Here is a 25,134-nt window from a genome sequence, read left to right on the forward strand (position 1 = left end):
TTAGTTTGGGGGTTGGTGGTGGCTGGTTACCATTCGTCGCTGTCGTCGCGGGGGGCGGGGCGGAGGTTTTGGGCGTTGCCTGCCCCATAGATGCTGGGATCGATCTGGGGGGCGTCTTCTTCCGTCAGGCGAGTGGGCTGGTAGCCCAGCAGGTGCGGCCGGGCCGCGCGTTGATCCTTCTTATCCTTGCCCCCGGCGGCACTGTTGGCACCCCACACCCCACCAGCGGGCCGGGCCGCACCAGCGGGGCGGGCCGAGCCGGTGGTGCCGGTTGGCTTGCCTGCCGGGCTGGTGGCCGTGGCCCCAACCCCGCTCACCGGCCCCATCCCCGCCCGGGCCGCGCCGGGCCGAGCCATCGCGGGCCGGGTACCACCAGTGGGGGCCTTAGCCCCCGCCGCGGTGCCGCTGCTAGGGGCGAGCATGCCACCCACCGGCGGGCGCGCCCCACCCACGCGCGCCCCACCAGTAGCGGTGGGGGCGCCCAGACCGGGCATACCCATCACCCCACCCATGGGCGCCACCCGCCCCACCGCCGCAGCGGTGGAAGATGGGCCCAGGCGAGAGGCCAAGGCCGCCCCACCCGCACTAACCCCACCCAACACCCCACCAGCCAAACCATGACTAGGCGGCTTAGGCAAGCCCGGAATCTGATAATCACTACGCCAAGCCGGAGAATCCAACTGATTGACAGCCGGCGGGGTATAACCCGTCACCGGCCCATCAGGCCGCAACTGCAAATGCACCTTCCCAATCGGGGCCACCGCCCCACTCGGCCCATCAGGCACCACCCCAACCGGACCACCCGAACCACCCGGCATACCCGGGCCACCCGGAACACTCGGGCCCGCAGGCAAACCCGGACCACCCGGCAGGCTCACGCCATTCGGCAAAACTGCCCCCCGCAAACCCGCGGGCAGGCCAACACTTCCCGGCGACCCGCCCCCAGGCAGACCGCCAGCACTGCCAGCGCCCCCAAAACCACCACCACCGCCAGCGCTGGTGGCGCCGCTACCAAAGTCGGCTGCCCGGAGGAAACTCTTCGTCCCGGGAGGGGGGCCGTACAAGACGTCGTTGCTGGACGAGGCTGCTTCTAGGCCGGTTTTGAGCTGCTTGATTGCTCCGCCGACCTCCCTGAGTGCCGTGTTCATGGTATTCAGGGTTTTCTCGGCCAGGGCGTCGCGTTGGGCCTTGCGGTCGGCCGCAATCGCCTCGGCTAGTTCGGGGCCGGACATCATCTCCCCGTTCTTATACGCAATCTTCACCTGCCCCAAACGTTCTTTCTCCGCCGGAGTCATCAACTCCGGCGACAACTGCGCAAACTCCTGCCGGGCGACATCCAACGACTCGATGGCCTGGGTGTACTGCTCGTTAGCATGCCCCACATGTTCGGCTTGTACCTCCAGTAGCCGAAACATCCGATCAGACCACTCAGTCAACTGACTGGCAGTCTGCCCCACCAGACCGGTGGCCTCACGGAACTTCTCCAGTGCCACCTTGCATTCCGCAATGGTGTCGAATAGGGGCCCAGTCTCATCGGCAGTAAATGACGAGGGTAATTGAGCTACTTGCTGCAGCTCTTTATATTTAGAGTCATCAGGCATGGGGGTCCTCCAACATTGTTATAGCTGTTTTATTCCATCCGCAGGTAAGGGGACGAGGGGTGCCCCTGGGGGTTGATGGGTTTATTGACAGGAACAAATAAATTCTTCTGCGATTTTTCGTCTATTTCGGCAACTATTTGATGAACAACTTCCTGTAGCTCTTCTTCGTTATTCTGGAACTCGCGTAGGGCGCGGTGGAGGCGGGTGGTGAATTCGTCAAGCTGGGCAATATTGCCCTTTAGGTGGGCGATGAATGTCTCCAGGAAATCGCGGTAGGCGCGGCGGAAATAGTCTGCGCCGGGTTGCACGCCCCACTGGGCCACGGTCTGCTTGTCCAGCCAGGACTCAGTGGCGGCGATGGAGGCCTCTAGGCTGGCCTTGCCGTCGCTCGCTAGTTGCGCGCGCTGGCGCTCGGCCAGCTCGTAGTCGACAGACAACTCTTCATTACTCATGGTGTGGGTCCTCACTGTCAGCAAACCATCGGGGCTGTGTCGTAGGTTACGCCATAGCCCCGTTGGGCGGCAGGGGGCTGGGTGCCATCAGGGGCGACGAGGGGGCGATAGCCCCAGTTGCCCTGGTAGTGCACGTTCCGTGACGGCTGACCTAGCAGGGGGCTGAATCGTAGGTGCGGACGAGGGGCCTGTGGCATCATGTTGCGCGTCACATGCGTCACATGCGCGACATGCCGATCGCTACCCACAGGAGGAATCATGCGCACACACAGGTTGGTTGCCCCGGTTCTGCTCTTGGCTCTACTCACGGGGCTTGGCGCTTGTACGGATGCCGAGCCCGGTGCCGCGACAACGGGTTCCGAATCTGCCAGCACAGGTGCTGCTAGTGCCAGGCCTACGGTCAGTATTTCTGCCTCGTCTGCGCCGACCCCTACATCCACTCCCACACCTACGGAGGAGGCTCTCGGTCCGGCGGGGACGGCGGTGGACAAGGACGGCAAGGCGTGGCTGGTAAGTGCTGACGGTACCTACACCATCGATATGCCTGAAGGGTTCTACTCTGACAGTGTGGCTACATCTACAGAAAGTCCGGTTGTCTTTCGGTCCTCTATTGACGGCAGCTCAGTTATTTATGTTACCCCGCGGTTGGATCAGCCGAGGGTGCCGTCGCGCGAGGAGATAGAGCAAGCGTTGCTCGGTTCATTGACTAACGAACCGCAGATTCGTGATGATCTTAACGAGTTTGCTGGAGGGCCCGCGATTGTCACGCAGTTCAAGCTTTTGTCGTCTATTCATAGTGGTGAGCCCGACTTTGACGGCACCATTCTTTCCGTGTTTACCGAAATTGGTGGCTCGGTGTGGGCGTTCAGCTTCACTGCCTCCACCCGCGAAGAGGCGGAGGCTCTGATGAAGCAGACAGCGGACTCTCTCCAGAAGCACTAGATTTTCGCGGGTTGTTAAATGAAATATGAATTGCTGCGGGAGTTTCGGTTGATTGGGAAACCTGGGACAAGACAGTTCGGTGCGTCGCCTGCGGGACGAACCGGTATTCAGCTGTCTATGATTGGCAGGCCGGTTTTCTATCTAGCGGCCTTGACTGCACTTGGGGCATGTGCTAGCCAGCCTCATTCGACCGTCGTTCCCATTGCCCCGAGCAGCACGCCGTCGGCTACCTCCAGTGCCGCTGCCACAGCCTCTCTCACCCCAACGCCCACACCGACGCAGGAGGCCCTCGGCCCCGAGGGAACCGCCATCGCCAAGGATGGCAAAGTTTGGTTAGTTTGCAAAGACGGTAGTTATACCATTGACGTGCCCGAGGGGTATTCCCCTATTACTCTTGAAAAGAGAGACAGACCAGAAACTATCTTGCAATCTAGTGTTGTGGCTGGCTTGAACGTCCAGTTTGCTCCGCGGCTGGATCTTCAAAAAATGCCCACGCGCGAAAAGATTGAAAGTGCGCTCGCGAGTCAGTTGACACTTGAGTGGCGAATTCGCGATGATCTCACGAAATTTGCGGATCGCCCGGCAGTTGTCACAGAATTTAAGCAGCTGGACCCCTCTGGTGAACCCGATCCTAACTACGATGGCACACTTCTTTCAGTCTTCACCGATATTGGAGACACGCGTTGGGTATTCGACTTCAATGGCAATACTCGCGAAGAAGCCGAAAGTCAGATGGTTCAAATTGCGGCAACACTTAAGAAGCAGTAAGTTTCAAGCGAAATAATACACGCCCCCAAGTGGTCGCATATCGGGAATAGGGTGGGCGTGGAGGAATTATAGAATGGGGAAATTTCATGCAGGCACGTGAAACCAGTAGCTTGGTTCTGCTGATTGGGCTGCTCGTTGGCCTTGGAGCGTGTGCCAGCCAGCCCGTTCCATCCGCGAGCCCTGTGCCACCGGGCAGCGAGTCTGCTACCCCGAGTGTTGCCAGCCCTCCGTCTGCCCCCGTTGCCTCTTCGTCTGCTGCCGCTCCTACGCCTACCCCCAGCCCCACTATGGAACCTCTAGGGCCTGCCGGGACGGCAGTGGATAAGGATGGCAAGGTGTGGCTGGTTAGTGCTGACGGCACGTACACCATAGATGTGCCCGAGGGGTTCTCTCTCGATCCCACGGCCGTGACTCCCGAAAGTCCAGTTGTCCTTCGGTCTTCTAGTGACGCAGACGCAGTTATTTATGTTACTCCGCGGCTGGATCAGCCGAGGGTGCCGTCGCGCGAGGAGATAGAGCAAGCGTTGCTCGGTTCATTGACTAACGAGCCGCAGATTCGCGATGATCTTAACGAGTTTGCTGGAGGGCCCGCGATTACCACGCAGTTCAAGCTTTTATTGTCTCGTGATTCCAATGATCCGGATTTTGACGGCACCACTCTTTCCGTGTTTACCGAAATTGGTGGCTCGGTGTGGGCGTTCAGCTTCACTGCCTCCACCCGCGAAGAGGCGGAGGCCCTAATGAAGCAGGCAGCGGACTCTCTCCAGAAGCACTAGCCTTCCGTGAGGAAGAATCTGTAAAGAGAGAAACGCTGAGCCAGGATACGTTCCCCCTTGCTGACAGAAAATCTGTCAATGCTCCCGTCCTATCGAGCCGAGCGGAGAGGCTCTGGTTGTTCCAGAAAGTCCTTAACAAAAATCTCGCGGGAGAAGGTTTCTGTCTGCATCTTGTGAGGCAGGTACCTAGGCACCGCAATCGTGGTTGCGATCAGTTATCAGACCTTACGTTGCGTACTGTTCGGCAAGTCTGTTCCTTATCTCAGTCCATCCTGAGGTGAGGCGGTAAGGGTGGAAGAGTGCTTGACGTGCCTGTGGGTGGGCTGACGACGAGGGCTTCCAGTTCGCGAGCCAAGGCTTCCAAATCGGCAACAGCGTCAGCGTCAGCGTCCTGCAGAGCGGCATGCCACAACTGAAGATTGTGCCGACTGATCTCTGTGTCGTCAGCCAGTGCCTTCAACCTATCTAGCAGGACCCAAAGTGCCTGATGAAACTGTGAGCTGGGTCCGTTTCCACCCAGCCCGAGGCGCGCATCGCGGACCAACGCCGTGCCGAAGCCAGTCTCGTTCGCTAGCGCGCTGCCTCTGAACAACTCGTCACGTATCACCTGAAGTGAGTCTGTTACCTCCTTCATCCGGTACTCGTCTAGTTGCACCTCGGCTTCACCCCTGGGGGCAAGAGTGACGGCGTGCAAGCTAACGGCATAGCGAGTGGCATCGGTGGCCAAATCTCGTGCCACGCTGGTGTACCTCTCCGCTAGTTGTTGCTCAGCATCTCGATACTGTTTGTTTAGTTCCTCCAGATTTCTTCGCAGGGCTGCCAATATTGCTGAATAACTGCCATACAGCGGGGGGTCAGCATCTGGTGAACTGGGTTTCGGAATCGAAAAAGCCAGAGGGGTAGGCTGGTGGAGCTGTTCTAATGCCTCTAGGGGGAACGGGCCCGCAAAGGTCACAGCATCGTGCAAAAGCTCGAACTCCATATCTAACTCTCGTTGGCTGCCTTGGGAAGCAGCTATGAACGTCTTCTGAGCTTCATCGAGTAGGGCAAGGATGTGGTTAAAGGTTAGGGCGGATAAACCCCATTCTATGCCAATGGTTGACCCGAGTTGCAAAGCCGCCTCTAATAGCGACAATAAAACTGGCTTGAATTGCCGAAGGAATCCGTTTTTAAAAGATGATATTCCGTGACCGTTCAGTGTGGATAGATTATTAGTGATTTGAGTGAGCTCGCTGCGAATCTCGCCGGTGACAGTTGGACTACGCATGATTGACTTAAGGGTTCCGTCGTAACCCTTAAGCATGGTAATTCCACCGCCGAAGCCATGCAGAGAAATAGCGCCGATGAAGTGGTAGTACCTCTGCTCTGCCGAGGCGATCTGCTCCGGGTCTGGCAGTGTGGTCCACGGTTCGAACAGTTGGTCGATCTCTTCTCTCACTGTTGTCAATGTGGCGCGGTAAGCGAAACCGTGATTGAAGTGCGTGAGGCGACGCTGGATCCCCAGGGGGTCAACATCCTCATAGTAGCCCGTAGTGTATCCGCCGCCTAGTCCTTCGTCGTCTGGGCGCGAGACATAGATAGTCCAAAGAGCCCCGTTCTTATAGCGGGTGGTGTAATAGGAATTTCGCCAAATTGTGAATCCATTCTCCACCATGAAGGCGTCCATCGCGGCACTTCGAAGGGTGCCAATTCCGGGTATTTCTCTCATCATGTAGCCCCTGGTGGTGTCAGGTGGTGGATTCAACGATTAGTCGGTTGAAGGCTTCCCGTGGTGTGCGGTAGCCCAGGGCGGCGCGGGGGCGGTTGTTGATTTCGTCGGCGATGGCGGTTAGGTAGGGCTGGTGGGTGGTGATGGTGGTGCCCTTGGGGAGGTATTCGCGTACCAGTCCGTTGGTGTTCTCGTTTAGGCCTCGTTCCCAGGGGGATCTGGGGTGAGCGAAGTAGACAGGCATGTTGGTAGCTGCGGTGAGTTTGGCGTGTTCAGCCATCTCACTGCCCTGGTCCCAAGTGATAGAGCCGGTCATCAACCCCCTGGCTACGGTCGTCGATGGAGACCATGCCCACGATCCGCGCCCCGGTTTTATGCCCGTTTTGGCGGGGTTTTCGGCTACTACGTTTGGATCTGAGCATGATGCCGTGCTTGGTTAGTTCGCCCTTGGGCAGGGCGTAGAGGTTCTGGTAGATAGCATCGTGTGACACGGTCAACCCTTGCACGTCGCGAGAACCAGGCAGGGCCTGTAGCGTGCGGTCTCCTGCTTCCGCACGCAACCTGCCTGCGATCTGACGCGGCGAGCAAGAACGGGCCAGATCTTGGCGCGCTCGTGCTTCCAGCACTGGATTGGCTGCGACTTTACGCGCCTTGAGACGACAACGCCGCTTCCTAGCCCGCGTGTTGGCAGCAACGATCCGGTACCCGCCTGCCTCAATCCCATTACGCTTAATCTCCCGGCAGACCACCGACAGATCCCGGCCGATCCGCCTGGCGATCTCACGTACACCCAGACCCGCCTGCAAACCAGCCCCAATCTCAACCCGATCCTCAAACGTCAACATCCTGCACACAACACCTCCCACCAAAGCGTTGCTTACACACTATGACACCATGCCTTCTTTTTTGTTGTGGGCGCGTGGAATACTTAGTACTATAAACGCGGTGCAAGATATACCCGCTATCAGAAATAGTGTCGCCATGCGGCGCTGGCGTGCGGCGTGACAGTAGTGGGCATCGTCACCTGGGGAATAGTTGCGATATCTTTGTGTGTTCGAGTTCCTGTCTTCCGGTGTTGTAGCTCTAAAGTGGTCATGCATGTGAGGAGTACTGCCGAGTTCTAGCACAGGCTGACAAACAAGGTTATTTATTCGAGGGTCAATCGTTCTGAAGCCGAGGATTGACACCAGTAAGATGGCAAAAATGACTATGAGCCTTCGGATGATTTTGCGTTGTTGGTTCACGTGGAGCTCCTTAGTCAAGTCTAATGTTTGGGGGTAGGTCTGGCTTGGCTTTTTTTATACCTAAAGGGCTGTTCAGTTCTTCCATTTCGCGAATTATAGCTTCTATTTCGGCCTTAATTTTGTCGTCTGATTCCTTCAGTGCTTTGTACCAGGTTGCCAGACCCTTTCTGCTGATATCTGTGTCTTCTGCCAGGTCCTGTAAAGCGGTGACAAGGTAGTCTAGAACTTGGTTGAACTCATGGCTTGGCCCGTTCCCGCGTAGGCCAATGCGGGTATCTCTTATCCAAGAGGTCCCAACGCTAATGTCACCGGCAAGGGAGATGCCTTGCAGGATCTCTTGATGTATTGTTTGCAGTGAAATATCTAGTTCGGTCATGGCGTACTGATTTACCACTAGGTCACTGTTCTCGGGTAAGGTGAGCGGGGAAGGGTCTGGTTGAGTGTCGAAGTTGGAATACTGAACTTCCATGTTGTGTAAAAGGCTTTGATAGTATTCCGATAGTTGTTTTTCCAGGTCTCGATATTGGGCATTGAGGTCGGCTAGGCCATTGGAAAGCTCGGAGATGACATCGGAATAGCTATGGCAGTTAGCTGGCTTCCCTCCGGTCTTCGTGAATTTTTTTGCGGCAAAGCTAGATACTTGTACTACTCTGTCTTTAGCTTTGCCGGAGGGGAGAAACGTGCCCGCGAAGGGTATGGCGGCCATTATTAGGTCGTGGATGAATTGTGGGGTGCTATTACGGCCGTCTGCGATCTCTTGGAATGATTTAGTGGCCTCAGCTATAATCGTATTTATATTGTAGCGGGCCGTTTCTGCTAACCCTCTCTCTATGCCTATTGTTGATCCCAGGGCTTTTGCCACTGCTGCGATGGAGGATAGTGATCCTTCGAGGCGGGTAAGGTAACCGTTGCTGAAAGAGGTGATGCCCTGGCCTCGCAGGCCGGTGATGCTTAGATTAAGTTGGGCTAGCTCGTTCCTAATTTGGCCAGCCGCGTAGGAGCTGGTGCTCTCCAAGTGATGTTTTCCATCGCCGTCAGTTACCAGCTTGGCGTTTCCGATAATTGGATCCAGGGAAACAGATGCTAGAAATAGGTAATATTTATTTTCCTCAGTAAGTATTTGTGTTGGGCTGGGTAGGGATAGCCAGGGCTCAAATGCTTGTTCTATGGTGTCGCGAACTGAGGCGAAGCCAGGGCTGTATGCGTGGCCATGGTCGAAATATTCCCTTTTGTAAGAAATTCCTAATGGGTCGGGGTATTCAATAGTTCCAGTTGCATGTCCGCCTCCGGTGCCTGACGTCCCGGGGCGTGATACGTAAATTGTTAAGCGTGAGTTGTCTTGATATTTTATCGCGCAGTATTGGTCGTTGAAGACTGTGAATCCATCGTCCCTCATGTATGCGTCAATCGCCGCGCGCTTTAACGCCCCCATACCGGGCAGCTCGCTGGTCACAGTGTGTACCTCCCACCTCGTTGTTGGTCTCGCGCTGGCCGCAATCTACCACCGATGCACCGGTTCAGGCAGGGCCTTGTGCGGTTAGGAGCGTTGGCACCGGCTCGTGCCGGTCAGGTGAATCCGGCCCGGTTGCGCCTCGCCGCCGGAGGGAGGCGAGGCGCACGGCGACAACCGTTACAGCTGCACGTGTATCGACTCCAGCGATTGGCCGCAGAGGCGAGACGGAGGCGTCGTCACTGTGTCCGAGCAGGCCGGTTACACATCGTTCACCCCGCCGCCGCAAAGACGCCGCCCCCAATCCGCCCATTGTGACCTTCGTCCCACTATGCTGGCAGGTGGCGCGTACGCGCCTGGGACTTGAGACAAGGGAGTTTCGCAGTGGCTGGATTCGTATACCGCTTCCATGAAGGCAACAAGGATCTGAAGGATCTGCTCGGGGGGAAGGGGGCGAACCTGGCCGAAATGGCCCGGTTGGGCATCCCCGTGCCGCCCGGCTTCACCATCACCACCGATGCCTGCCGGTCTTACCTCGCCACCGGTGAGGTGCCACCCCAGGTGCGGGTCGAGGTGACTACTGCCCTGCGGGAAGTGGAAGAGCAGCTGGGGCGCCAACTCGGTGCGGCAGACGATCCGCTGCTGGTGTCCGTGCGGTCCGGGGCCAAGTTCTCGATGCCGGGCATGATGGAAACGGTGCTCAACATTGGTTTGAACGACGCCTCCGTTGCGGGCCTGGCTCAGGTCTCCGGCAACCCGCGTTTTGCGTGGGACTCCTACCGACGCCTCATTCAAATGTTCGGCAAGACCGTGCTTGACATCGACGGAGACCGGTTCGCCGACGCTCTGGAGGCCAAGAAGGCGGAAGTCGGCGCCAAGGGGGATGTCGACCTGACGGCTGAGGACCTACAGGACCTCGTGGCCACGTTCAAGAACATCGTCACCGAGGAAACAGGCGAAGAGTTCCCGCAAAACCCGCGCGCCCAGCTCGATGCCGCCATCGAGGCCGTGTTCCGGTCGTGGAACACTGAGCGGGCTCGCATCTACCGGCGACGGGAACGCATTCCCCACGACCTGGGCACGGCCGTCAACGTCTGCACCATGGTGTTCGGCAATATGGGGGACACCTCCGGCACCGGTGTCTGTTTCACGCGCGACCCCTCCACCGGCACTCCGGGGGTGTACGGCGACTACCTCGTCAACGCCCAGGGGGAAGACGTCGTCGCCGGCATCCGTAACACCCTGTCGCTGGCCGACCTAGAGGAGCTCGACCCAGCCTCATACAAGGAACTGCGCCACATCATGCGGCGCCTGGAAACCCACTACCGGGACCTGTGCGACATCGAGTTCACTATCGAACGCGGCAAACTGTGGCTGCTGCAGACTCGGGTTGGCAAACGGACCGCGGCGGCCGCCTTCCGGGTGGCCACCCAACTGGTTGACGAACACCTGATCACCATGGACGAGGCCCTCGGCCGGGTCTCCGGGGAACAGCTCACCAACCTGCTCTTCCCCCAGTTCGATCCACAGGCCCAGGCCCAGCAACTCACCCGCGCCATGCCCGCCTCCCCGGGGGCCGCCGTCGGCAAGATCGCGCTCGACAATGCTGCCGCCGAAGCCTACGCCGCCGCAGGCGACAGCTGCATCCTCGTGCGCCGCGAAACCAACCCGGACGATCTGCCCGGCATGGTGGCCGCCGCCGGGGTGCTCACGGCGCGCGGCGGCAAGACCTCCCACGCGGCTGTCGTCGCCCGCGGCATGGGTAAGTGCTGTGTGGTGGGCGCAGAAGCAATGCACGTGGACCCCGCCGCCGGCACCGTCACCTTCGGCGACACGCAGCTCGCCGCCGGAGACATAATCGCGATAGACGGCACCACCGGAGAAGTGTTCCTCGGCGAGGTGCCCGTCGTCGACTCCCCGGTAATGACCTACATCTCTTCCGGCCTGGAGGCGGGCCTGGCTGCCGCCCCCGACCACGACACCCGGGACTTGGTCATCTCCGTCGACCGCCTGCTCTCGCACGCCGACAAGGTGCGCAAACTGCAGGTGCGCGCCAATGCCGACACCCCCGAAGATTCCCGGCGGGCTCGGCAACGGGGCGCAGCCGGTATCGGCCTGTGCCGCACCGAACACATGTTCCTCGGTGAGCGCCGACCCCTGGTGGAGGCTGTCATCCTCGCGGAAGAAGACGAGCGGCCAGAGAAACTGGCGGCACTACTGCCGCTGCAGGAAGCAGACTTCGCCGAAATGCTCGAAGTCATGGACGGCCTGCCGATGACCGTGCGGCTCATCGACCCGCCGCTGCACGAGTTCCTGCCCGACCTAACCGAATTGAGTGTGAAAGTTGCGGTGGCCCGGGAACGTGGCAAGGTCGACCCCGCCGACGAAAAGATGCTCGCCGCAGTCACCCGCATGCACGAAGCCAACCCGATGCTCGGTACGCGGGGGGTGCGGCTCGGCCTGACCTTGCCTGGCCTGTTTGGGCTGCAGATCCGGGCCCTGGTGCGAGCGACCGTTGCCCGGCTCGCGGCCGGTGGGGACCCGAAGCCGGAAATCATGGTGCCGCTCATCGGTTCGGTGCGGGAGCTGCAACTCGTGCGGGCCGAAGCGGAGGCCATCATCGCCGAGGAGGCGGCCGCTGCCGGGGTCAGTCTCCACATCCCGATCGGATGCATGATCGAACTGCCGCGGGCGGCCCTGACCGCTGAACGGATTGCCGAAGAGGCAGACTTCTTCTCCTTCGGCACCAACGATCTGACCCAGACGACGTGGGGCTTCTCCCGCGACGACGTCGAGTCGGCCTTCTTCCCGCAGTACGTTGAAGCTGGGGTGCTGGGCGTGAGCCCGTTCGAGACCATCGACGCCTTGGGGGTGGGGCAACTAGTGCGCCTGGGAGTCGAGCGAGGGCGGAGCACCAAACCCGACATGAAGATGGGCGTGTGTGGTGAACACGGCGGGGATCCGGAATCGGTGGACTTCTTCCACCGGGCCGGTCTGAACTACGTGTCCTGCTCCCCGTTCCGGGTCCCGGTGGCGCGGCTGGAGGCTGGACGGGCCGCCGTCACCCCGGTGGGGGACGCCACCGCCTGACGGTGCGCTGTACAGGGTGGGGTGAGCCTTGGGTGCTCGCCCCACCCTGCTGCTGTGCCTGCGGAGCGCGGGATACCAACCAGGGGGCGGACGAGGAGCGTGCGGTGGCCGCGGGACGCCTAGGCTGGGGGCATGACGGACAGCAGCGAGCGCGCCCGGGCGCTAGCCGAGGCGCTGCGCCGAGAACTGGGGGGCGAAGTAGACGTCACTGCCCGGCGCCGAGCGGAGTATGCGACCGACGCGTCCAACTATCGGGTGGTGCCCCAGCTGGTCGCCTTTCCGCGCGATGCCGACGACGTGGAGGCCGCCACTGCCTTAGCGCGCCACCATGAGGTGCCGGTGACGAACCGGGGAGCGGGCACGTCGTGCGCGGGTAACGCTATCGGCCCCGGCTTGGTGCTCGACTTCTCCCGGCATATGCACCGGGTGGTGAGCGTGGATGCGCAGGCGCGGGAGGCGGTGGTCGAGCCGGGCTGTGTGATGGCTGACCTGCAGCAGGCCGCTGCCGTCCACGGGCTACGTTTCGGCCCGGATCCTTCGACGTGGACCCGGGCCACCCTCGGCGGCATGATCGGCAACAACGCCTGCGGCCCGCACGCTGTGGCGTACGGGCGCACCGCCGACAACGTGCTGAGCCTGGAGGCCATCACTGGGGACGGTCGCCGCCTCCACGCCGCCGCCGGGCGCGAAAACCTGGCGCAGGTGCCGGGGCTCACCGAGCTCGTCGACGCCCACCTCGCCCCCATTCGTACCGGTTTTGGGCTTTTCGGGCGCCAAGTGTCGGGCTACAGCCTGGAGCATTTGCTGCCCGAAAACGGCTCCCACTTGGCCCGTTTCCTCACCGGCTCGGAGGGCACGCTTGCCACCTGGACGGCCGCGCGTTTGCGCCTAGTGCCGCAGGCGGCCGCGCCGGTTCTGGTCGTGCTGGGTTACCAGGACATGATTGCGGCCGCCGACGCCGTGCCGGCCCTGCTGGCGCACCGGCCGCTGGCCGTGGAAGGACTGGACGCGCGGCTGGTGGAGGTGGTGCGGCGCCACAAGGGGGCGGGGGCGGTCCCGGCCCTACCTGCCGGGCAAGGGTGGCTGATGGTGGAAGTGGCGGCCGCTGATGCCGCCGACGCGGAGCCGAAAGCGGCCCTGGCGGCCGCTATGGCCCGAGCGGAAGCGCTCGTGCGCGACGCGGGTGCCATCGAGGCACGGGTCTACCCGCCCGGTAGCCAGGCCACCGCCCTGTGGCGTATTCGCGCCGACGGGGCCGGGCTCGGGGGGCGCACCCCCGCCGGGGATCCGGCCTGGCCCGGGTGGGAAGACGCCGCGGTGCCGCCCGCGCATCTCGGCGCCTACCTGCGTGACTTCACGGCCCTGTTGCGGCGGTGCGGCGTCGACGGGTTGCTGTACGGGCACTTTGGCGACGGCTGCCTGCACGTGCGCCTCGATCTGCCGCTGGGGCGCAGCGATGGGCGGCAACGCATGCGGGACTTTCTGACCGAGGCCGCCCAGCTGGTGGCCCAGCACGGCGGGTCGCTGTCCGGGGAGCACGGCGATGGGCGGGCCCGTTCCGAGCTGCTGCCCCTCATGTATAGCCCCACTGAACTGGCGCTTTTCCGCGGGGTTAAGCACCTCTTCGATCCAGCTGGCTGTCTCAACCCGGGGGTGCTGGTGGATCCTGACCCGGTGGATGCTTCCCTGCGGCTGCAGGCCGCCCGCCCGGTGGTCGCGCTGGCGGGCAGGGGTGCCGGTTTCGCGTTTCGGCACGACGACGGCGACATCACCAAGGCCGTGCATCGGTGCACCGGGGTCGGCAAATGCCGGGCCAGCACCCGCACCGTCGGCGGGTTCATGTGTCCGAGCTACCAGGCGACCCGGGACGAAAAGGATGTGACCCGCGGCCGGGCTCGGGTGCTGCAGGAAGCGACAACCGGGCAGCTGGTGGGTGGGCTCGCGGCCCCCGAGCTGCGGGAATCCCTCGACTTGTGCCTGGCCTGCAAGGCTTGCTCGGCGGACTGTCCGACCGGCATGGATGTGGCGCGCCTGCGCTCCGAGGTGCTGCACCGCAGTTATCAGGGCAAGCTGCGGCCGCGTGTCCACTACGTGCTGGGGTGGCTGCCGCGCTGGTTGGCGCTGGTCGCCCGCGTGCCGGGGGCCGCCCAGCTAGTCAACTTCGCGATGGCCCTGGGGCCGGTGCGGCGCCTGGGCTTCCGGCTGGTGGGAGTGGACCGGCGGCGCCTGATGCCATCGGTGGCCCGCGAGTCGCTGGCGCGGTGGGCCAAGCGGGCTCGGTTGCCGCGCGGACTACCTAGCGCGGGAAACGACGACACCCCAGCTGGGACGGGGGAGAAGAAACGGTACGTGGTGTTGTGGGCCGACTCCTTTAGCCACTACCTCTCCACCGCTGCCGCCCGGGCCCTGTATCGGGTGCTGCGCGACGCCGGCTACACCGTGTTGCTGCCCGAGACGGAGGCCTGCTGCGGCCTGACCTGGATCACCACCGGGCAGCTGACCGGTGCCCGGAAGAAGCTCACCCACCTGCTCAGTGTGTTGGCGCCCTTCGCGAAGAACGGCATCCCCATCGTCGGGGTGGAACCCAGCTGCACCGCCGTATTGCGCGATGACCTGCCGGACCTCCTGCCGACCGACCCGCGGGCCCAGCTGGTGGCTGACGGCACCTACACGCTGGCCGAACTGCTCACCGCCCCCGCCCCCCTCGGGCCCGGTCCGCAGTGGCAACCGCCCGACCTGACGGGGGTGCAGGTGGTGGCCCAACCGCACTGCCACCATCACTCGGTGATGGGGTGGCAGGCCGATGCCGCCTTGCTGGCTCGCGCGGGGGCGCAGGTAACCCAGTTGCAGGGCTGTTGTGGCTTGGCTGGCAACTACGGCATGGAGCAAGGGCACTACGACGTGTCGGTGGCGGTGGCAAATAACTCGCTGCTGCCCGCCCTGGCGGCCGCTCCCGACGCCATCTACCTGGCTGACGGCTTCTCGTGCCGTACGCAGGCGGAGCAGCTGGCTGCCCGTTCCGGGCTCCATCTCGCGCAACTTTTGGCGGGCGAGGCGACAGCCACAACATGACTCTGGGACCGGTTCCCAGTTCGCCCGCGGCCCCGTGCCATAATCAAGACGCCAGCGGTCCCGCGAAAAGCAGGAAGTGTCATGTCTTTGTTCGAATTCGACAGTGGGCAGCTCAGTCCTGCGCAGTTCGGGCGAGCGGTGGACGGCGAACTGCCGGAAGAGCTCTTGCTGTCGGTTCGCGACAACCTCGACCAGATCCTCACCCGCCCCCTCTTCCCGGTGCTGCACGACATTGATGCCTCCGATGCCGCTGCCAAGACGCCGTGGGTGATCGCCTTGGACGGGGCGGGGCAGGCAGTCAGCCTAGAGGTGGTGGCCTGCCTGAACTCCCGCTCCTTGGCCGCCGCCCTGGCGCGTGCCGCTGAGGTGGCCACCCTCGGGTGGAACGACCTCGCCGCCGTCTATGCAGAGGGACCGACCGCCTTCCGCACGCAGTGGGCCGCTTTCCGCAGCTCCCTGCCCCCCACCATCGACCAGGGGCCACGGTTGACCATCATCGCTGGCGCGGTGGAGGAAGCCGTCCGCCCCGGATTGGACTTCCTGACCGCCTCCGGGGTCGAGGTGCGACTCCTGGAGGTGCGGGCGCTCAGCACCGGCCGCCAGTTCGTGGAGATAGTGAGCCTCGATCCACTTTTTGGGCTCGGACGCTCCTTGCTGGCCGCCCACACGCCCGAGCTGCCAGGAAGCGGGCAGCCGGTGGCAGGCGAGCCGCCGCTGCTCGGCGCTCCGGTTGAGGAGTCAGATGAACCGGCCGCCGCCCTGCCCGGCCCGGACGAGGAGGACTCGCCTGGTGCTGCCGCCGTTGAGCAGGCCGCCGGTATCAGCGAAGCAGAAGAGGGCACGCGCCGCCCGGAAGCTGGCACCAAGGAGCCAACTCCGGCCCGCTCGGGTCGGCAGCGTCGGCCCCGCCCCGCCCCGCAAGCTCCGCTCGCGGACGACACGCGCACCCCCGCCATGGGAATCCCCGAGGTCGAGGCGGCAATCGCTAACGCGCAGGCGAGCGCCGAGGCACAGGCCGCGCACGCCGACGTTCCACCTGCTGGCGATCCCGCCACCGCCGAGCTCCAGCTGGGGCCAGTGCGGGCAGCGGCCCGGTCGCGGCGCGCTGGCCGCCGGACAGCCCGCCACTCGGCCGTCGAAAAACGCCAGTCAGACACCGCCGCGCGGGCAGACCAGCCGCAGGCAACGGGACAGAAGCAGCCCGGGAAGGCGGAGACGCACGAGCCGACCGCGGCAAACGGGCCCGCCGCTGAGGTTGGGGCTGAGCCGCAGATAGAACGGCGCCGACGGCAACGCGCCAGCGACGACGCCCCCCAGCTGGGCCAATCAGATACCTTCACGCGCCTGCGGCAGGTAGTTGCAGCCCGCCGCCGGGAGCACGGGGAGGTGGAACTCCCGCCCCTGCCGAGCCGTCGTCGACTCCGCGAGCAAGCACCGACGATTCTGGACGAGCCCACCCCCGCGGTCTCGGACGCCGCCGCAACAAAGGGCGCGACGCCGTCCGGCTCGCAGCGGCAGCGCTCCGCCACCCGGCGCCGCCGCCAGGAGCTGGTCTCACCCCGGCCAAGGGCGGCAGAAAACCCTGCCGCTGCCGCGGCGCCCCCTGTCGCCACCCCGGAGCCTGGGGAACTGGCGACCGATGCGCCTACGGAAGTGCTGCTCGCCCCTGCAGCCCCGACGGGAGAACCAGTCGCCCTCGCGCCCGCGCCGCAGCCCCCGGTAAAGGCGGCAGCCGATGCCGTGGCAGTGGAGGCCGAGCCTGGGGCGGTCGCGGTAGCAGCTGCCGTGCCCGTGCGCCACGCCACAGAACCTAGACAGGGGCACGCCACCTACCCGGGGGACGAGACCGTGCCCCGAGTGGAGGAGGCCGCGGTCGAGGTGGTGACTGAGCGGTTGGCGCCGCCGACGACGGTGCCGGTCGAGCGGCGGCGCGAGCGGCAGCCAGCGCCTGAGGCGCCCCCCGTCACCGTGAACTCGCGGCCCGCCGCCCTCGTGCCGCCCGTCGGTGCGGCGCCTGCCTGGCCACCGGTGCCGCGTCCCGCCACCCCGCCGGTAGACCTGCCTGCTCCCATAGATACCGGATCGATACCGCGGGTGGCCACCGGAGCGGCCCCGCAGCGGCGCTCCATTTTGGAGGCGGCCCACGGGCGCCGGGCGCGCGGCGGGGTAGTGGTCGAATCGGCCGTGCCCACGCAACAGCTATCAGGAGAAGAGCAGGCTGAGGCCTCTTTGCTGGCGGCCATCTCCCGGGCCGCTGGGGAAGGCACGCCCCTGTTCTGGGTGGTGCCCAATGCCCCCCTGCCCGGTGAACCAGAGGGCTGGTTGGTGGAAACCGGCATTCGCGTAATTGACGGCACCGTCCTGCCCACACCGCGACTGGCCGCCCCAGAGGTGGGGGCCGGACGGGACCCGTGGGATGCCTGGCGCATCGGTTCCACTCGCGGTCCGTCCTTGGGGGAGGCAGGCCGGGAGATTCAGGCCCGTTCTGCCACCGCCCGCCGTAATCGGCGGTAAGGCGTGGCCAGGCAGGCGGGCAAGCGCGGCCGACCGTTGATCCGCCACTTCTTGACCATGAGCGATAGCCTCTATGAGGTTTACGGGTTCGGGCTATTGCTACTCGGCATGTTGGGGCTCATGCTTCACTTGGGTTTTACCATCACCTACCTGGTCAAACATGGCGTGTCTGGTGACATTATGAGTGCGGAAATGCAGGCCGCGACTGCGTTTCGTGCCGCCGTGGCGGTTGAATTGTTGAGCAGACCCAATGTGTTGCGGCTTGATTTATCTTCATATACTACTTTCTCCCTTGTTATAACTACGGCTTTCTCGCTCTTTAAAAGCGGGCTGGGGCAGCGAGAGGGGGAGAGCTCGCGCAACTGGGGGCAGAGTCAGGGGAGCGCCGCGCTGCTATGCGGGCAGTGCGTGCTGGTGGCGCTGTGGCTCCCTTCCTTTCCTGGTGTAGTGGCAGGGGCAAAAGTTACCTCGTGGTTGCTTGAGCTGGGGCTGGGTCTATTGGTTTTCTTTGTGGTAATGCGGCTACCAGAGAGCAACTTGTTTGAGACAAGGGAGGAGAGGGTTCGGCAACTGAAAAGACGCCTCAGGACAGTAAAAAAGCGGAGTGGCAAATTCTCCGTTTCACTGCGGCGGGAAGTTGAGGAGGCGGAGGAAGATTCGCGGGTCGTGCGGACGCGCAGGAGGTGGGTAGCAGTAGTCTGGGGCCTGTTTCTTGTGGTCGCGGTCTTCGCCACTGGGCCGCACGGGCGCTGGAAAATGGCTCCGGAGATTCGCCTGGAGATGTTTACTTTGCTGGCAGCCTGGGTGGGGGCGGTAGTCGGGCACTGGCTATTGATATCCCAGGCTGATTTTGCGAAAAAGGATAAGGTCTCGGTTAATGAGAGAGTGCTGTGGGCGGTTGTCGGCGGGGCGATGGCGGCATCGGTGGTGCTTAGTTTGATAGTGGTGGTGCAGAGAGACTTTGGTTGCTGGGCGTGGGTGTGGGGGCCGTTGGCTCTCGTGGCCGCGGCCTGGGGCGCCAAGTTCTTGGTCGGTAAGATGTGCGGTCACCAGGTCAGCTGGGAAGGCAGGCGGCGGCTGGTCGAGATCCTGGCGGTGCGGAGGCTAGTGCAACACCAGGGCATGCTGCAGGGGGCGCTCGCTGAGTGCACTCCTCAGCGCCCGCGGGTGATAGCCAGGGAGCGTAGAAGTGTCTTGCGGGCTGCCGGTGCCACCGCTGGCAGGCGTCGGGTCGGCAATAGGAACTCACCGCGTTAGCAGCAAAGCCAGTGGGGTGGCTAGGGGCGGCGGCCGGTCAGCAGGATCAAGGCGCGGCGGGCCGGGCAGTTGCGCCAGTCGATGCGGGCCGCGCGGTACTCAGCCCAATAGCTGGCAGCCCGCGCAAAACACAACGAAACGAAGGCCGGGTTGTCCGCAGCGAACTGGTGCCAGGCGGCCGCCAAGTCCGGTAGCTTGCGCAACTGGCCCGTAGCGAAGACCAACACGTCGTCGATGATTTGCGGGACGTATTCGCCGCACAGCTGCAGGACGTACGGGGCGTGCCAACCGTGCGGCTCCCACAGCATCAAGCGTAGCGCACGTTGCCGCACGAAGCCGTCAAGGGAGCGGGTCAGCCACGCCGCCCGCACCGTCTGCGCCGGGCCGGGCGCGCCGCCCGCTGCTATGTCGTAGTGCCGGTACGGGATGGTGAGCACCTCTTGCTGATAGATCAAGCGCGGGCCCAGCCGTGAGTAACTGTCTTGGATGAGGCGAGTGGGTGTTAGCTCTTCGCTGCCGACTGGGCAATCAGTGCGCAGACCAGCAGCGGCCAGCTCCGCTGCCACCGCCCAATCGCGGGGAACTGCCGCCGCCACGCGGGTTGCTATCGATTTGCTCTGCCGCATCCAGCCTCCTCTCCCGTCACCCTAACCAGAAAGTGAGCAATGAGCGGGGGAGCACACCCCGGGCGATCACCCGGGGGTGCCGTCCGGCCCGAGCAAGCTAGGCAACGCAATGCCGCGAGCTACGTTGGACTGCTCCGGGAACCTTGTCGTGGGGCGGAGCCGTACTGTGGGTCCCCCGGTGTCGCGGCTAGATAACCGCCGATCTTGTTGCCTACCTGCCTGCTGTCTCTGTCGCGCTCGGGGAATCAGAGGGTTGTTGCGTAGTCGGCTGGCGGGCAATCAGCTCCTGTTCCCAAGCGGTGCGCACGTGCTCCGGTTTGCCTGCGCCGCGGTAGGGGCGGCAGCCGGACACGTAGCTGGTGACCAGTCTGCCGTCAGGAAGCAAGTTGACGTTCACAAAGCCGCCATCGCGGGGGTTAAACCACTTATAAATTAGGCCGTATTCATCTTCTCTGCGGTATGTGTGCACAAAGCCAAGAGGTTTGATGTGATGTTCGCGCAGCTGTGCAATATCTGCCTCTGGGATGGCTTGTCCGAACAATGTTGGGCCGCGCAGCTTGTAGCCATAAACGGGATATCCACATGATTCTAGGGAGGATTCGTTGCTCTTCGGCAGCCATAGCTTTGTGCCCGCGCTATCTAGTTCCTGCATGAACTGAACAATGCCGGGCTCGACTTCGGAGATGAACTCTGCCAAGGATTGGCGTTCTTCCACCGGCAGTGCGCCATCTCCATATTGTGTCTCGTTGTTGCCCGGGGTGTTCACGCCGCATCCTCCTAAGGCTAGTGTGGCGGTAAGAATGAATAAAGCAAGTTTCCGATGCATGGGATTCCTTCGTCTTTCCTGGCAGCACGTGCGAGCTGCGTACTATTTCACGCCAGCCACTACCCGTCCGAAATCCTCCAGGGTTCCAGAATCTTCGTCGAAATAAACGGAGTGTCTGCCGAAGGGGTTCAAGCTGCCCAGGCCACTGCGGGGGTCGGGGGCGTCATCGGACAACTGGGTAAAGCCGTCCATGCCCATGGGGTTGCGCCCGAAATTCCAGTCGGTGCCGATGCCCTGCACAGCATCCCCGCTATCCACCCCGCTGACCCAGGCATGGCCCTCGGGCACGTTGTATTCCTCCACGCTCTGCACCCCAGAACCGGGCGAACCGAAGAGAATGACATCGTCGATCACCCCGGGGCGCACCCGGGCCGCGGCCATGCCAGTGGTGGTCGAGCCGTAGGAGTGCCCCAGGGCCGTCAGATGCGGATCACCTGCGCCGCTGGCCTCCCGCGAGGCCTGAATCCCCTCCAGATAGCCACTTAGCTCCTCGGCGCCCCGGTCGGCCAGCTTAGTGCTGGTGTACTCCGACACCGCTGATGGCTCCTCGAACCCGCCCGGGGCCTGATACCCCATCCACATCACCGTCGCCACCTCTTCTTCAGGGAGCCCGCCAGCCTGCATAGCTTCATTGCGCAGGTTGCCCATGTCATCTAGATAGCCCTCCATGCCTGCGACCTTCGACCCGATGCCCGGGGTGAAGACCGCCACGTGGGAGGCGTTGTCCACATCCCCCAGGGCAACAGCGGCCTTGACCCGGTCGCTGGAGGTATCCAGGGTGACGAGCGAACGGTCAGCATCGCCCAGCACGTGATCGTTGAGGTACTGCAAATCCTTGACCCGTTGGCGAGCAATATCCCGCTCGGCTGTCAGCCTCTGAAGCTCTACATTGGGGCGGGAAGTGCTAGGGGAGTGCCTTGCTGCCTCAATCTTGGCCTCAATCTCTGCCAGCTTGGCCTTCTCCGCGGCCAATTCATCGGGTAGGCGTTGCTTGTTGGCCTTTGACCGCGAGGCCATATCGATACCATCCAGGTTCCCGATGAGCTCCGGGTGCTCAGCTATCAGTTTGTCCTTCTCGGCCTGGCTCAAAGCCGACCACCAGGCCGCCACCTGTGTCGGTCCCCAGTCTTCGCCCGGCAGGTCGGGCAAGCCCTGCGAATTGCTCTTGCCGGTCTCGGTGACCTGGTAGGTGCCTTGCGCTACCGCATTCAACCGCCTCTGGTAGTTCTGGTCGGCCTCATCCGCCCGCTGCAACACTGTTGCTATCTGCTCGACCAAGGCCTTTTGTGCGGTCTGTAACTCAATACCTCTGCGCGCTGCGGTCCGATCAAGCGCCATCCCCGCGATATTGGCAGTGATAGTCACCGTTCCGGCATCATCGATATGCAGTTCGTTGAGCTGGGCGAACTGCTCGCAGTAAAGCACTTCCTGTTGCAGGTCCCACACTGCGTCGGACATCTCCGAGGTCGCCAGCATCACCTCGCCGATTTTTTCCACCAGCTCGTAGCCCTGCCTAGTCAGCGTCCGCAGCCGCCCCCGCAGCGCATCCGCCGTCAACCCCTCCGATTGCAGGCGTTTGCCCTCCCCCTCGAACAGATCACTGGCATCAAGCACCGCCTGGCGGGACTCAATTAACTCGTCGACCACCTCTTCCAGTGCATCGCGATTCCACAGGCGCAATTTCCCCCACGAAACCATCACTCCACCCCCGTAATGGCTCCAGTCAGCATATTCAGGCCATTTTGGATCATCTGGGCTATTTCCTCTTCTACCTGCCCAAACGTCGTAACAGCGTTGTTTACCCCGTCTTGTGTTTGCTCCGTGACGGTGGCTAGATCATCACGCTCCTGCTTCATCTTCTTCTCTGCCCCGGCAAAGGCCTCGCCCCCCGCCGAGGAGGGCAGCGCCCCCACCACCTGGCCAGCCAACCCACCGGCCTTCATCTTTCCCAATGACCCCATAGCCTTCCCCAATGATGCTTCTACTTGTTCGTAGTCGCCTGCAACTATGAGCAGATCAGTCACACCACTCACTCTCCCCAAGCACAAAGGAACGATCCAACAATCACCCTAACCACTACCACCAAGGCTGCCGCCCCACCCTTCCGCCCCTAATATGCCCCTAAAAGGCGCAAGGCTCCCGGGGCGTGACTAGCTCCAACAGGCAACTCATCTGGGTGCGCCGAACTAGCAGCTGGGCAGCTGCTCGGCCGCAGGAGGGAGAGAGTCAAACGTCCCCCTCCACCCCTGCGCTCGGGGCGGAGCGGGCGCCAAAAAATCGCGTAGCAGGGCGCTGATTGCGGCGTTTTCTACCAGGAAGCCGTCGTGCCCGTGCGGGGTGGACAGCACCGCCAGGCGACTATCCGGCACGTGGGAGGCGATCAGCTCCGACTCGCTCACCGGGAACAAGCGATCGGAATCAATGCCCACCACCAGGGTGCGGGCCTGGACTTGCCGCAGCGCGTGCGCGGGACCGCCCCGCAGGCGGCCGACGTCGTGGGCCAGGAATGCCCGCGTCAGCGTCCGATACGACCCGGCATCGAAACGGTGGGCCAGCTTGCGGGCATGGTGTTCCAGATAAGACTGGACCGCGAACCGACCGCCTCGCAGCGGCTCCTCCGCGTTTTGTGGCAGCCGCCCGAACCGGGCGTTTAGCTCGGGGGCCGCCCGGTAGGTCGTGTGCGCAATCGCCCGCGCCAACCCCAAGCCGGTGTGCGGCCCCTGCCCCGCGGGAGCGTCGTAATAGTCGCCGCCCGCGAATGCCGGATCTAGTTCGATGGCCGCCAGCTGCGGGTGGGCCCAGGCGATCTGGTCCGCGGTGGTGCGGGCACCCGAGGCGAGCACGGCCAGGTTTGCCACTCGCTGCGGTGCCAGCAGCGCCCACTCCAAAGCCCGGTGGCCACCCATGGAAGCCCCCACCACCAGGTGGAAGCGGGGGATGCCCAGGTGGGTGGCCAAACGCATTTCGGCCGCCACCTGGTCCCGGGGGGTCAGGTGCGGAAAGCGGGAACCCCACGGGCGCCCGTCGGGAGCCGCCGACGACGGCCCCGTCGAGCCTTGGCAGCCACCTAGCACGTTGGCTGCCACCACGAAGTACCGGTCCGTGTCGATCGCCTGGCCAGGCCCCACCACGTGCGGCCACCACGGCCCGCCCGGATGGGCGGGATCAACCCGTCCGGTCACGTGGGAATCGGCGGTCAGGGCGTGCAGGATGAGCACCGCGTTGGAGGCCGCCGCATTCAAATGCCCGAAGGTCTCAAACGCCAAACACACTTCCGGCAAATATTCACCACTCTCCGTCTCCAGGGGCCCCAGGGAGGCAAACTGGCGGTTGCCCACTGGGTCGCCCGGCAGCCAACCGCCACTGGCCCGCAGCTGCGCGAGCGGGTAGGTTGCCCGGCGGTGCGCCGTCATCACCGCACCGCCTCAGAAGCACAGGCCGCCAACGCCTGGGTGAGGTCAGCGATCAGGTCCGCGGCGTCTTCCAGGCCAATGGACAAGCGGACGGTGCCCGACGTGATCCCGGCGGCCGCCAGCTGGGCGGGTGTCAACTGGGAATGGGTGGTGGAGGCTGGGTGCGAAATGAGCGAACGCACGTCCCCGATGTTGACCAGGTGTTTGAACAGGGTGACGTTGTCCAGTAAGGCCCTGCCGGCGGCCAGCCCGCCGCGCAAGGTGAACGAGAACAGTGCTCCCGCCCCGCCGGGAAAGTAGCGCGCGGCTAGGTCGTGGTACGGGCTGGTTGGTAAAGACGCCCACGCCACCGACTCGACCTGCGGATGGGCAGCCAAGAAGGTGGCCACCTGCCAGGTGTTGGAAACGTGCCGCTCCATCCGCAGCGACAACGTCTCGATTCCTTGCGCTAGGAGGAACGCGTTGAACGGCGACAACGCAAAACCGAGATCGCGCTGTAATTGCGCGCGCGCCCGCAAAATGAACGCCAGGTTCACTCCCGTGGGGCTATCGACTCCGAAATCGCGGCTGTATACCAGGCCGTGGTAACTCGGATCCGGTTCGGTAAAACCCGGAAACCTTTCCGGTTGACGCGCGTAATCGAAGCGGCCGGCGTCGATGATTGCCCCGGCAATCGTGGTGCCGTGCCCCGCCAAATATTTGGTGGCCGAATGTACCACGATATCCGCCCCGTATTCGATGGGGCGCAGCAGGTAGGGCGTGGCCACGGTGTTATCCACCACCAGGGGCACCCCGACGGCGTGGGCGGCCGCGGCCACTGCCTCCACGTCGAGAATGTCGCCGCGCGGGTTCGGGATGGACTCGCCATAGAAGGCCACGGTCTGTTCGTCCGCTGCCGCCCGCCAGGCCGCCGGATTTTGCGGGTCCGTCACCCAGTGCGTCGTGATTCCGTATTGCGGTAGTACGTTTTGCAGGAGGTTGCGGGTGCCACCGTAGACCGAGGGGGAGGAGACGATGTTCTTGCCCGCCCGGGCCAGGTTCAGCAACGTCAAAGTTTCGGCCGCCTGCCCGGAGGCTGTCAGCAGCGCCCCGACGCCGCCTTCCAGATTTGCTAGCCGCTCCTCAACGACGCTGTGGGTGGGGTTGCCAAGCCGGGTGTAGATCGGGCCGAAGTCGTGCAGGGCGAAACGGTCGGCGGCTTGCGTGGCAGAATCGAAGACGAATGATGTCGTCTGATAAATCGGTAAGGCGGCCTCCCCGTGCGGCCCGGGGGTCTGCCCAGCATGAATCTGTCGGGTGGAAAAACCCCAGTTTTGTGCGCTGGGGGTGACAGGATTGTTCGCGGCGTGCGGCATGAATTGCTCCCAATTTTCCGGTGCGGTTTTGCGGAAAACA

Annotated in this window: 19 protein-coding genes; 7 read left to right on the plus strand and 12 right to left on the minus strand. The window is 63.2% G+C overall.

Annotation, left to right across the window (positions count from 1 at the left end; genetic code table 11):
- Positions 1 to 26 precede the first annotated feature (26 nt).
- On the minus strand, positions 27 to 1,601 hold the full coding sequence (locus BSZ40_RS00400) for a hypothetical protein (RefSeq protein WP_073822149.1): 1,575 nt from the start codon (positions 1,599 to 1,601) through the stop codon (positions 27 to 29).
- A gap of 29 nt (positions 1,602 to 1,630) precedes the next feature.
- Entirely contained in the window at positions 1,631 to 2,053 is a 423-nt protein-coding gene (locus BSZ40_RS00405; RefSeq protein WP_073822151.1) for a hypothetical protein, read from the minus strand.
- A 483-nt stretch (positions 2,054 to 2,536) separates the two neighbouring features.
- Here BSZ40_RS00405 and BSZ40_RS00410 point away from each other — a divergent pair, with 483 nt between their 5' ends.
- The 3 genes from BSZ40_RS00410 (at position 2,537) to BSZ40_RS00415 (ending at position 4,539) form a co-directional block, all read left to right on the plus strand.
- On the plus strand, positions 2,537 to 2,995 hold the full coding sequence (locus BSZ40_RS00410; RefSeq protein WP_073822153.1) for a hypothetical protein: 459 nt from the start codon (positions 2,537 to 2,539) through the stop codon (positions 2,993 to 2,995).
- A gap of 18 nt (positions 2,996 to 3,013) precedes the next feature.
- On the plus strand, positions 3,014 to 3,763 hold the full coding sequence (locus BSZ40_RS11420; protein ID WP_143180827.1) for a hypothetical protein: 750 nt from the start codon (positions 3,014 to 3,016) through the stop codon (positions 3,761 to 3,763).
- A 335-nt stretch (positions 3,764 to 4,098) separates the two neighbouring features.
- The gene (locus BSZ40_RS00415; protein WP_143180828.1) at positions 4,099 to 4,539 is read left to right on the plus strand and encodes a hypothetical protein; all 441 of its coding nucleotides are present in this window, start codon (positions 4,099 to 4,101) and stop codon (positions 4,537 to 4,539) included.
- A 262-nt stretch (positions 4,540 to 4,801) separates the two neighbouring features.
- Here the strand turns inward: BSZ40_RS00415 and BSZ40_RS00420 are convergent, their stop codons facing one another.
- The 4 genes from BSZ40_RS00420 to BSZ40_RS11425 all read right to left on the minus strand — a co-directional run bounded on the left by BSZ40_RS00420 (position 4,802) and on the right by BSZ40_RS11425 (position 8,944).
- Positions 4,802 to 6,205, minus strand: coding sequence for a hypothetical protein (locus BSZ40_RS00420; protein WP_073822157.1), 1,404 nt, complete (start codon positions 6,203 to 6,205; stop codon positions 4,802 to 4,804).
- A gap of 61 nt (positions 6,206 to 6,266) precedes the next feature.
- Positions 6,267 to 6,527, minus strand: a complete 261-nt coding sequence (locus BSZ40_RS12145; protein WP_245793737.1) for an IS30 family transposase — start codon at positions 6,525 to 6,527, stop codon at positions 6,267 to 6,269.
- A gap of 1 nt (position 6,528) precedes the next feature.
- Entirely contained in the window at positions 6,529 to 7,092 is a 564-nt protein-coding gene (locus tag BSZ40_RS00425; RefSeq protein WP_245793739.1) for a helix-turn-helix domain-containing protein, read from the minus strand.
- A gap of 409 nt (positions 7,093 to 7,501) precedes the next feature.
- Positions 7,502 to 8,944 (minus strand): hypothetical protein, encoded by a 1,443-nt coding sequence (locus BSZ40_RS11425; protein ID WP_124852718.1) that lies wholly within the window; start codon positions 8,942 to 8,944, stop codon positions 7,502 to 7,504.
- A 381-nt stretch (positions 8,945 to 9,325) separates the two neighbouring features.
- Between BSZ40_RS11425 and ppdK the strand changes: the two genes are divergently transcribed.
- From ppdK to BSZ40_RS00445, 4 genes are all read left to right on the plus strand, one after another.
- Complete coding sequence (ppdK, locus tag BSZ40_RS00430) at positions 9,326 to 12,031, plus strand: pyruvate, phosphate dikinase (protein WP_073822158.1); 2,706 nt, start codon at positions 9,326 to 9,328, stop codon at positions 12,029 to 12,031.
- 132 nt (positions 12,032 to 12,163) lie between these two features.
- Positions 12,164 to 15,103, plus strand: a complete 2,940-nt coding sequence (locus BSZ40_RS00435; RefSeq protein ID WP_073822160.1) for an FAD-binding and (Fe-S)-binding domain-containing protein — start codon at positions 12,164 to 12,166, stop codon at positions 15,101 to 15,103.
- An 81-nt stretch (positions 15,104 to 15,184) separates the two neighbouring features.
- Positions 15,185 to 17,617 (plus strand): hypothetical protein, encoded by a 2,433-nt coding sequence (locus tag BSZ40_RS00440; RefSeq protein ID WP_073822162.1) that lies wholly within the window; start codon positions 15,185 to 15,187, stop codon positions 17,615 to 17,617.
- 57 nt (positions 17,618 to 17,674) lie between these two features.
- On the plus strand, positions 17,675 to 18,874 hold the full coding sequence (locus tag BSZ40_RS00445; protein WP_143180829.1) for a hypothetical protein: 1,200 nt from the start codon (positions 17,675 to 17,677) through the stop codon (positions 18,872 to 18,874).
- 20 nt (positions 18,875 to 18,894) lie between these two features.
- On the opposite strand, the gene BSZ40_RS00450 is transcribed toward BSZ40_RS00445, so the two are convergent.
- The 6 genes from BSZ40_RS00450 to BSZ40_RS00475 all read right to left on the minus strand — a co-directional run bounded on the left by BSZ40_RS00450 (position 18,895) and on the right by BSZ40_RS00475 (position 25,094).
- Positions 18,895 to 19,500 (minus strand): hypothetical protein, encoded by a 606-nt coding sequence (locus BSZ40_RS00450; RefSeq protein ID WP_073822166.1) that lies wholly within the window; start codon positions 19,498 to 19,500, stop codon positions 18,895 to 18,897.
- Positions 19,501 to 19,711: 211 nt separating this feature from the next.
- The gene (locus BSZ40_RS00455; RefSeq protein WP_084542502.1) at positions 19,712 to 20,326 is read right to left on the minus strand and encodes a DUF4853 domain-containing protein; all 615 of its coding nucleotides are present in this window, start codon (positions 20,324 to 20,326) and stop codon (positions 19,712 to 19,714) included.
- A gap of 42 nt (positions 20,327 to 20,368) precedes the next feature.
- On the minus strand, positions 20,369 to 22,024 hold the full coding sequence (locus BSZ40_RS00460; protein ID WP_073822170.1) for an alpha/beta hydrolase: 1,656 nt from the start codon (positions 22,022 to 22,024) through the stop codon (positions 20,369 to 20,371).
- Complete coding sequence (locus BSZ40_RS00465) at positions 22,024 to 22,350, minus strand: hypothetical protein (protein WP_143180830.1); 327 nt, start codon at positions 22,348 to 22,350, stop codon at positions 22,024 to 22,026. The genes BSZ40_RS00460 and BSZ40_RS00465 overlap by 1 nt, the downstream gene beginning before the upstream one ends.
- A gap of 162 nt (positions 22,351 to 22,512) precedes the next feature.
- Positions 22,513 to 23,739, minus strand: coding sequence for a homoserine O-acetyltransferase MetX (gene metX, locus BSZ40_RS00470; RefSeq protein WP_073822174.1), 1,227 nt, complete (start codon positions 23,737 to 23,739; stop codon positions 22,513 to 22,515).
- Positions 23,739 to 25,094: an O-acetylhomoserine aminocarboxypropyltransferase/cysteine synthase family protein gene (locus BSZ40_RS00475; RefSeq protein WP_073822176.1), complete on the minus strand. Its 1,356-nt coding sequence runs from the start codon at positions 25,092 to 25,094 to the stop codon at positions 23,739 to 23,741. Before BSZ40_RS00475 ends, metX begins: the two co-directional genes overlap by 1 nt.
- Positions 25,095 to 25,134: the final 40 nt, after the last annotated feature.

This window comes from Buchananella hordeovulneris (genome assembly GCF_001907235.1).
GTDB lineage: Bacteria > Actinomycetota > Actinomycetes > Actinomycetales > Actinomycetaceae > Buchananella > Buchananella hordeovulneris.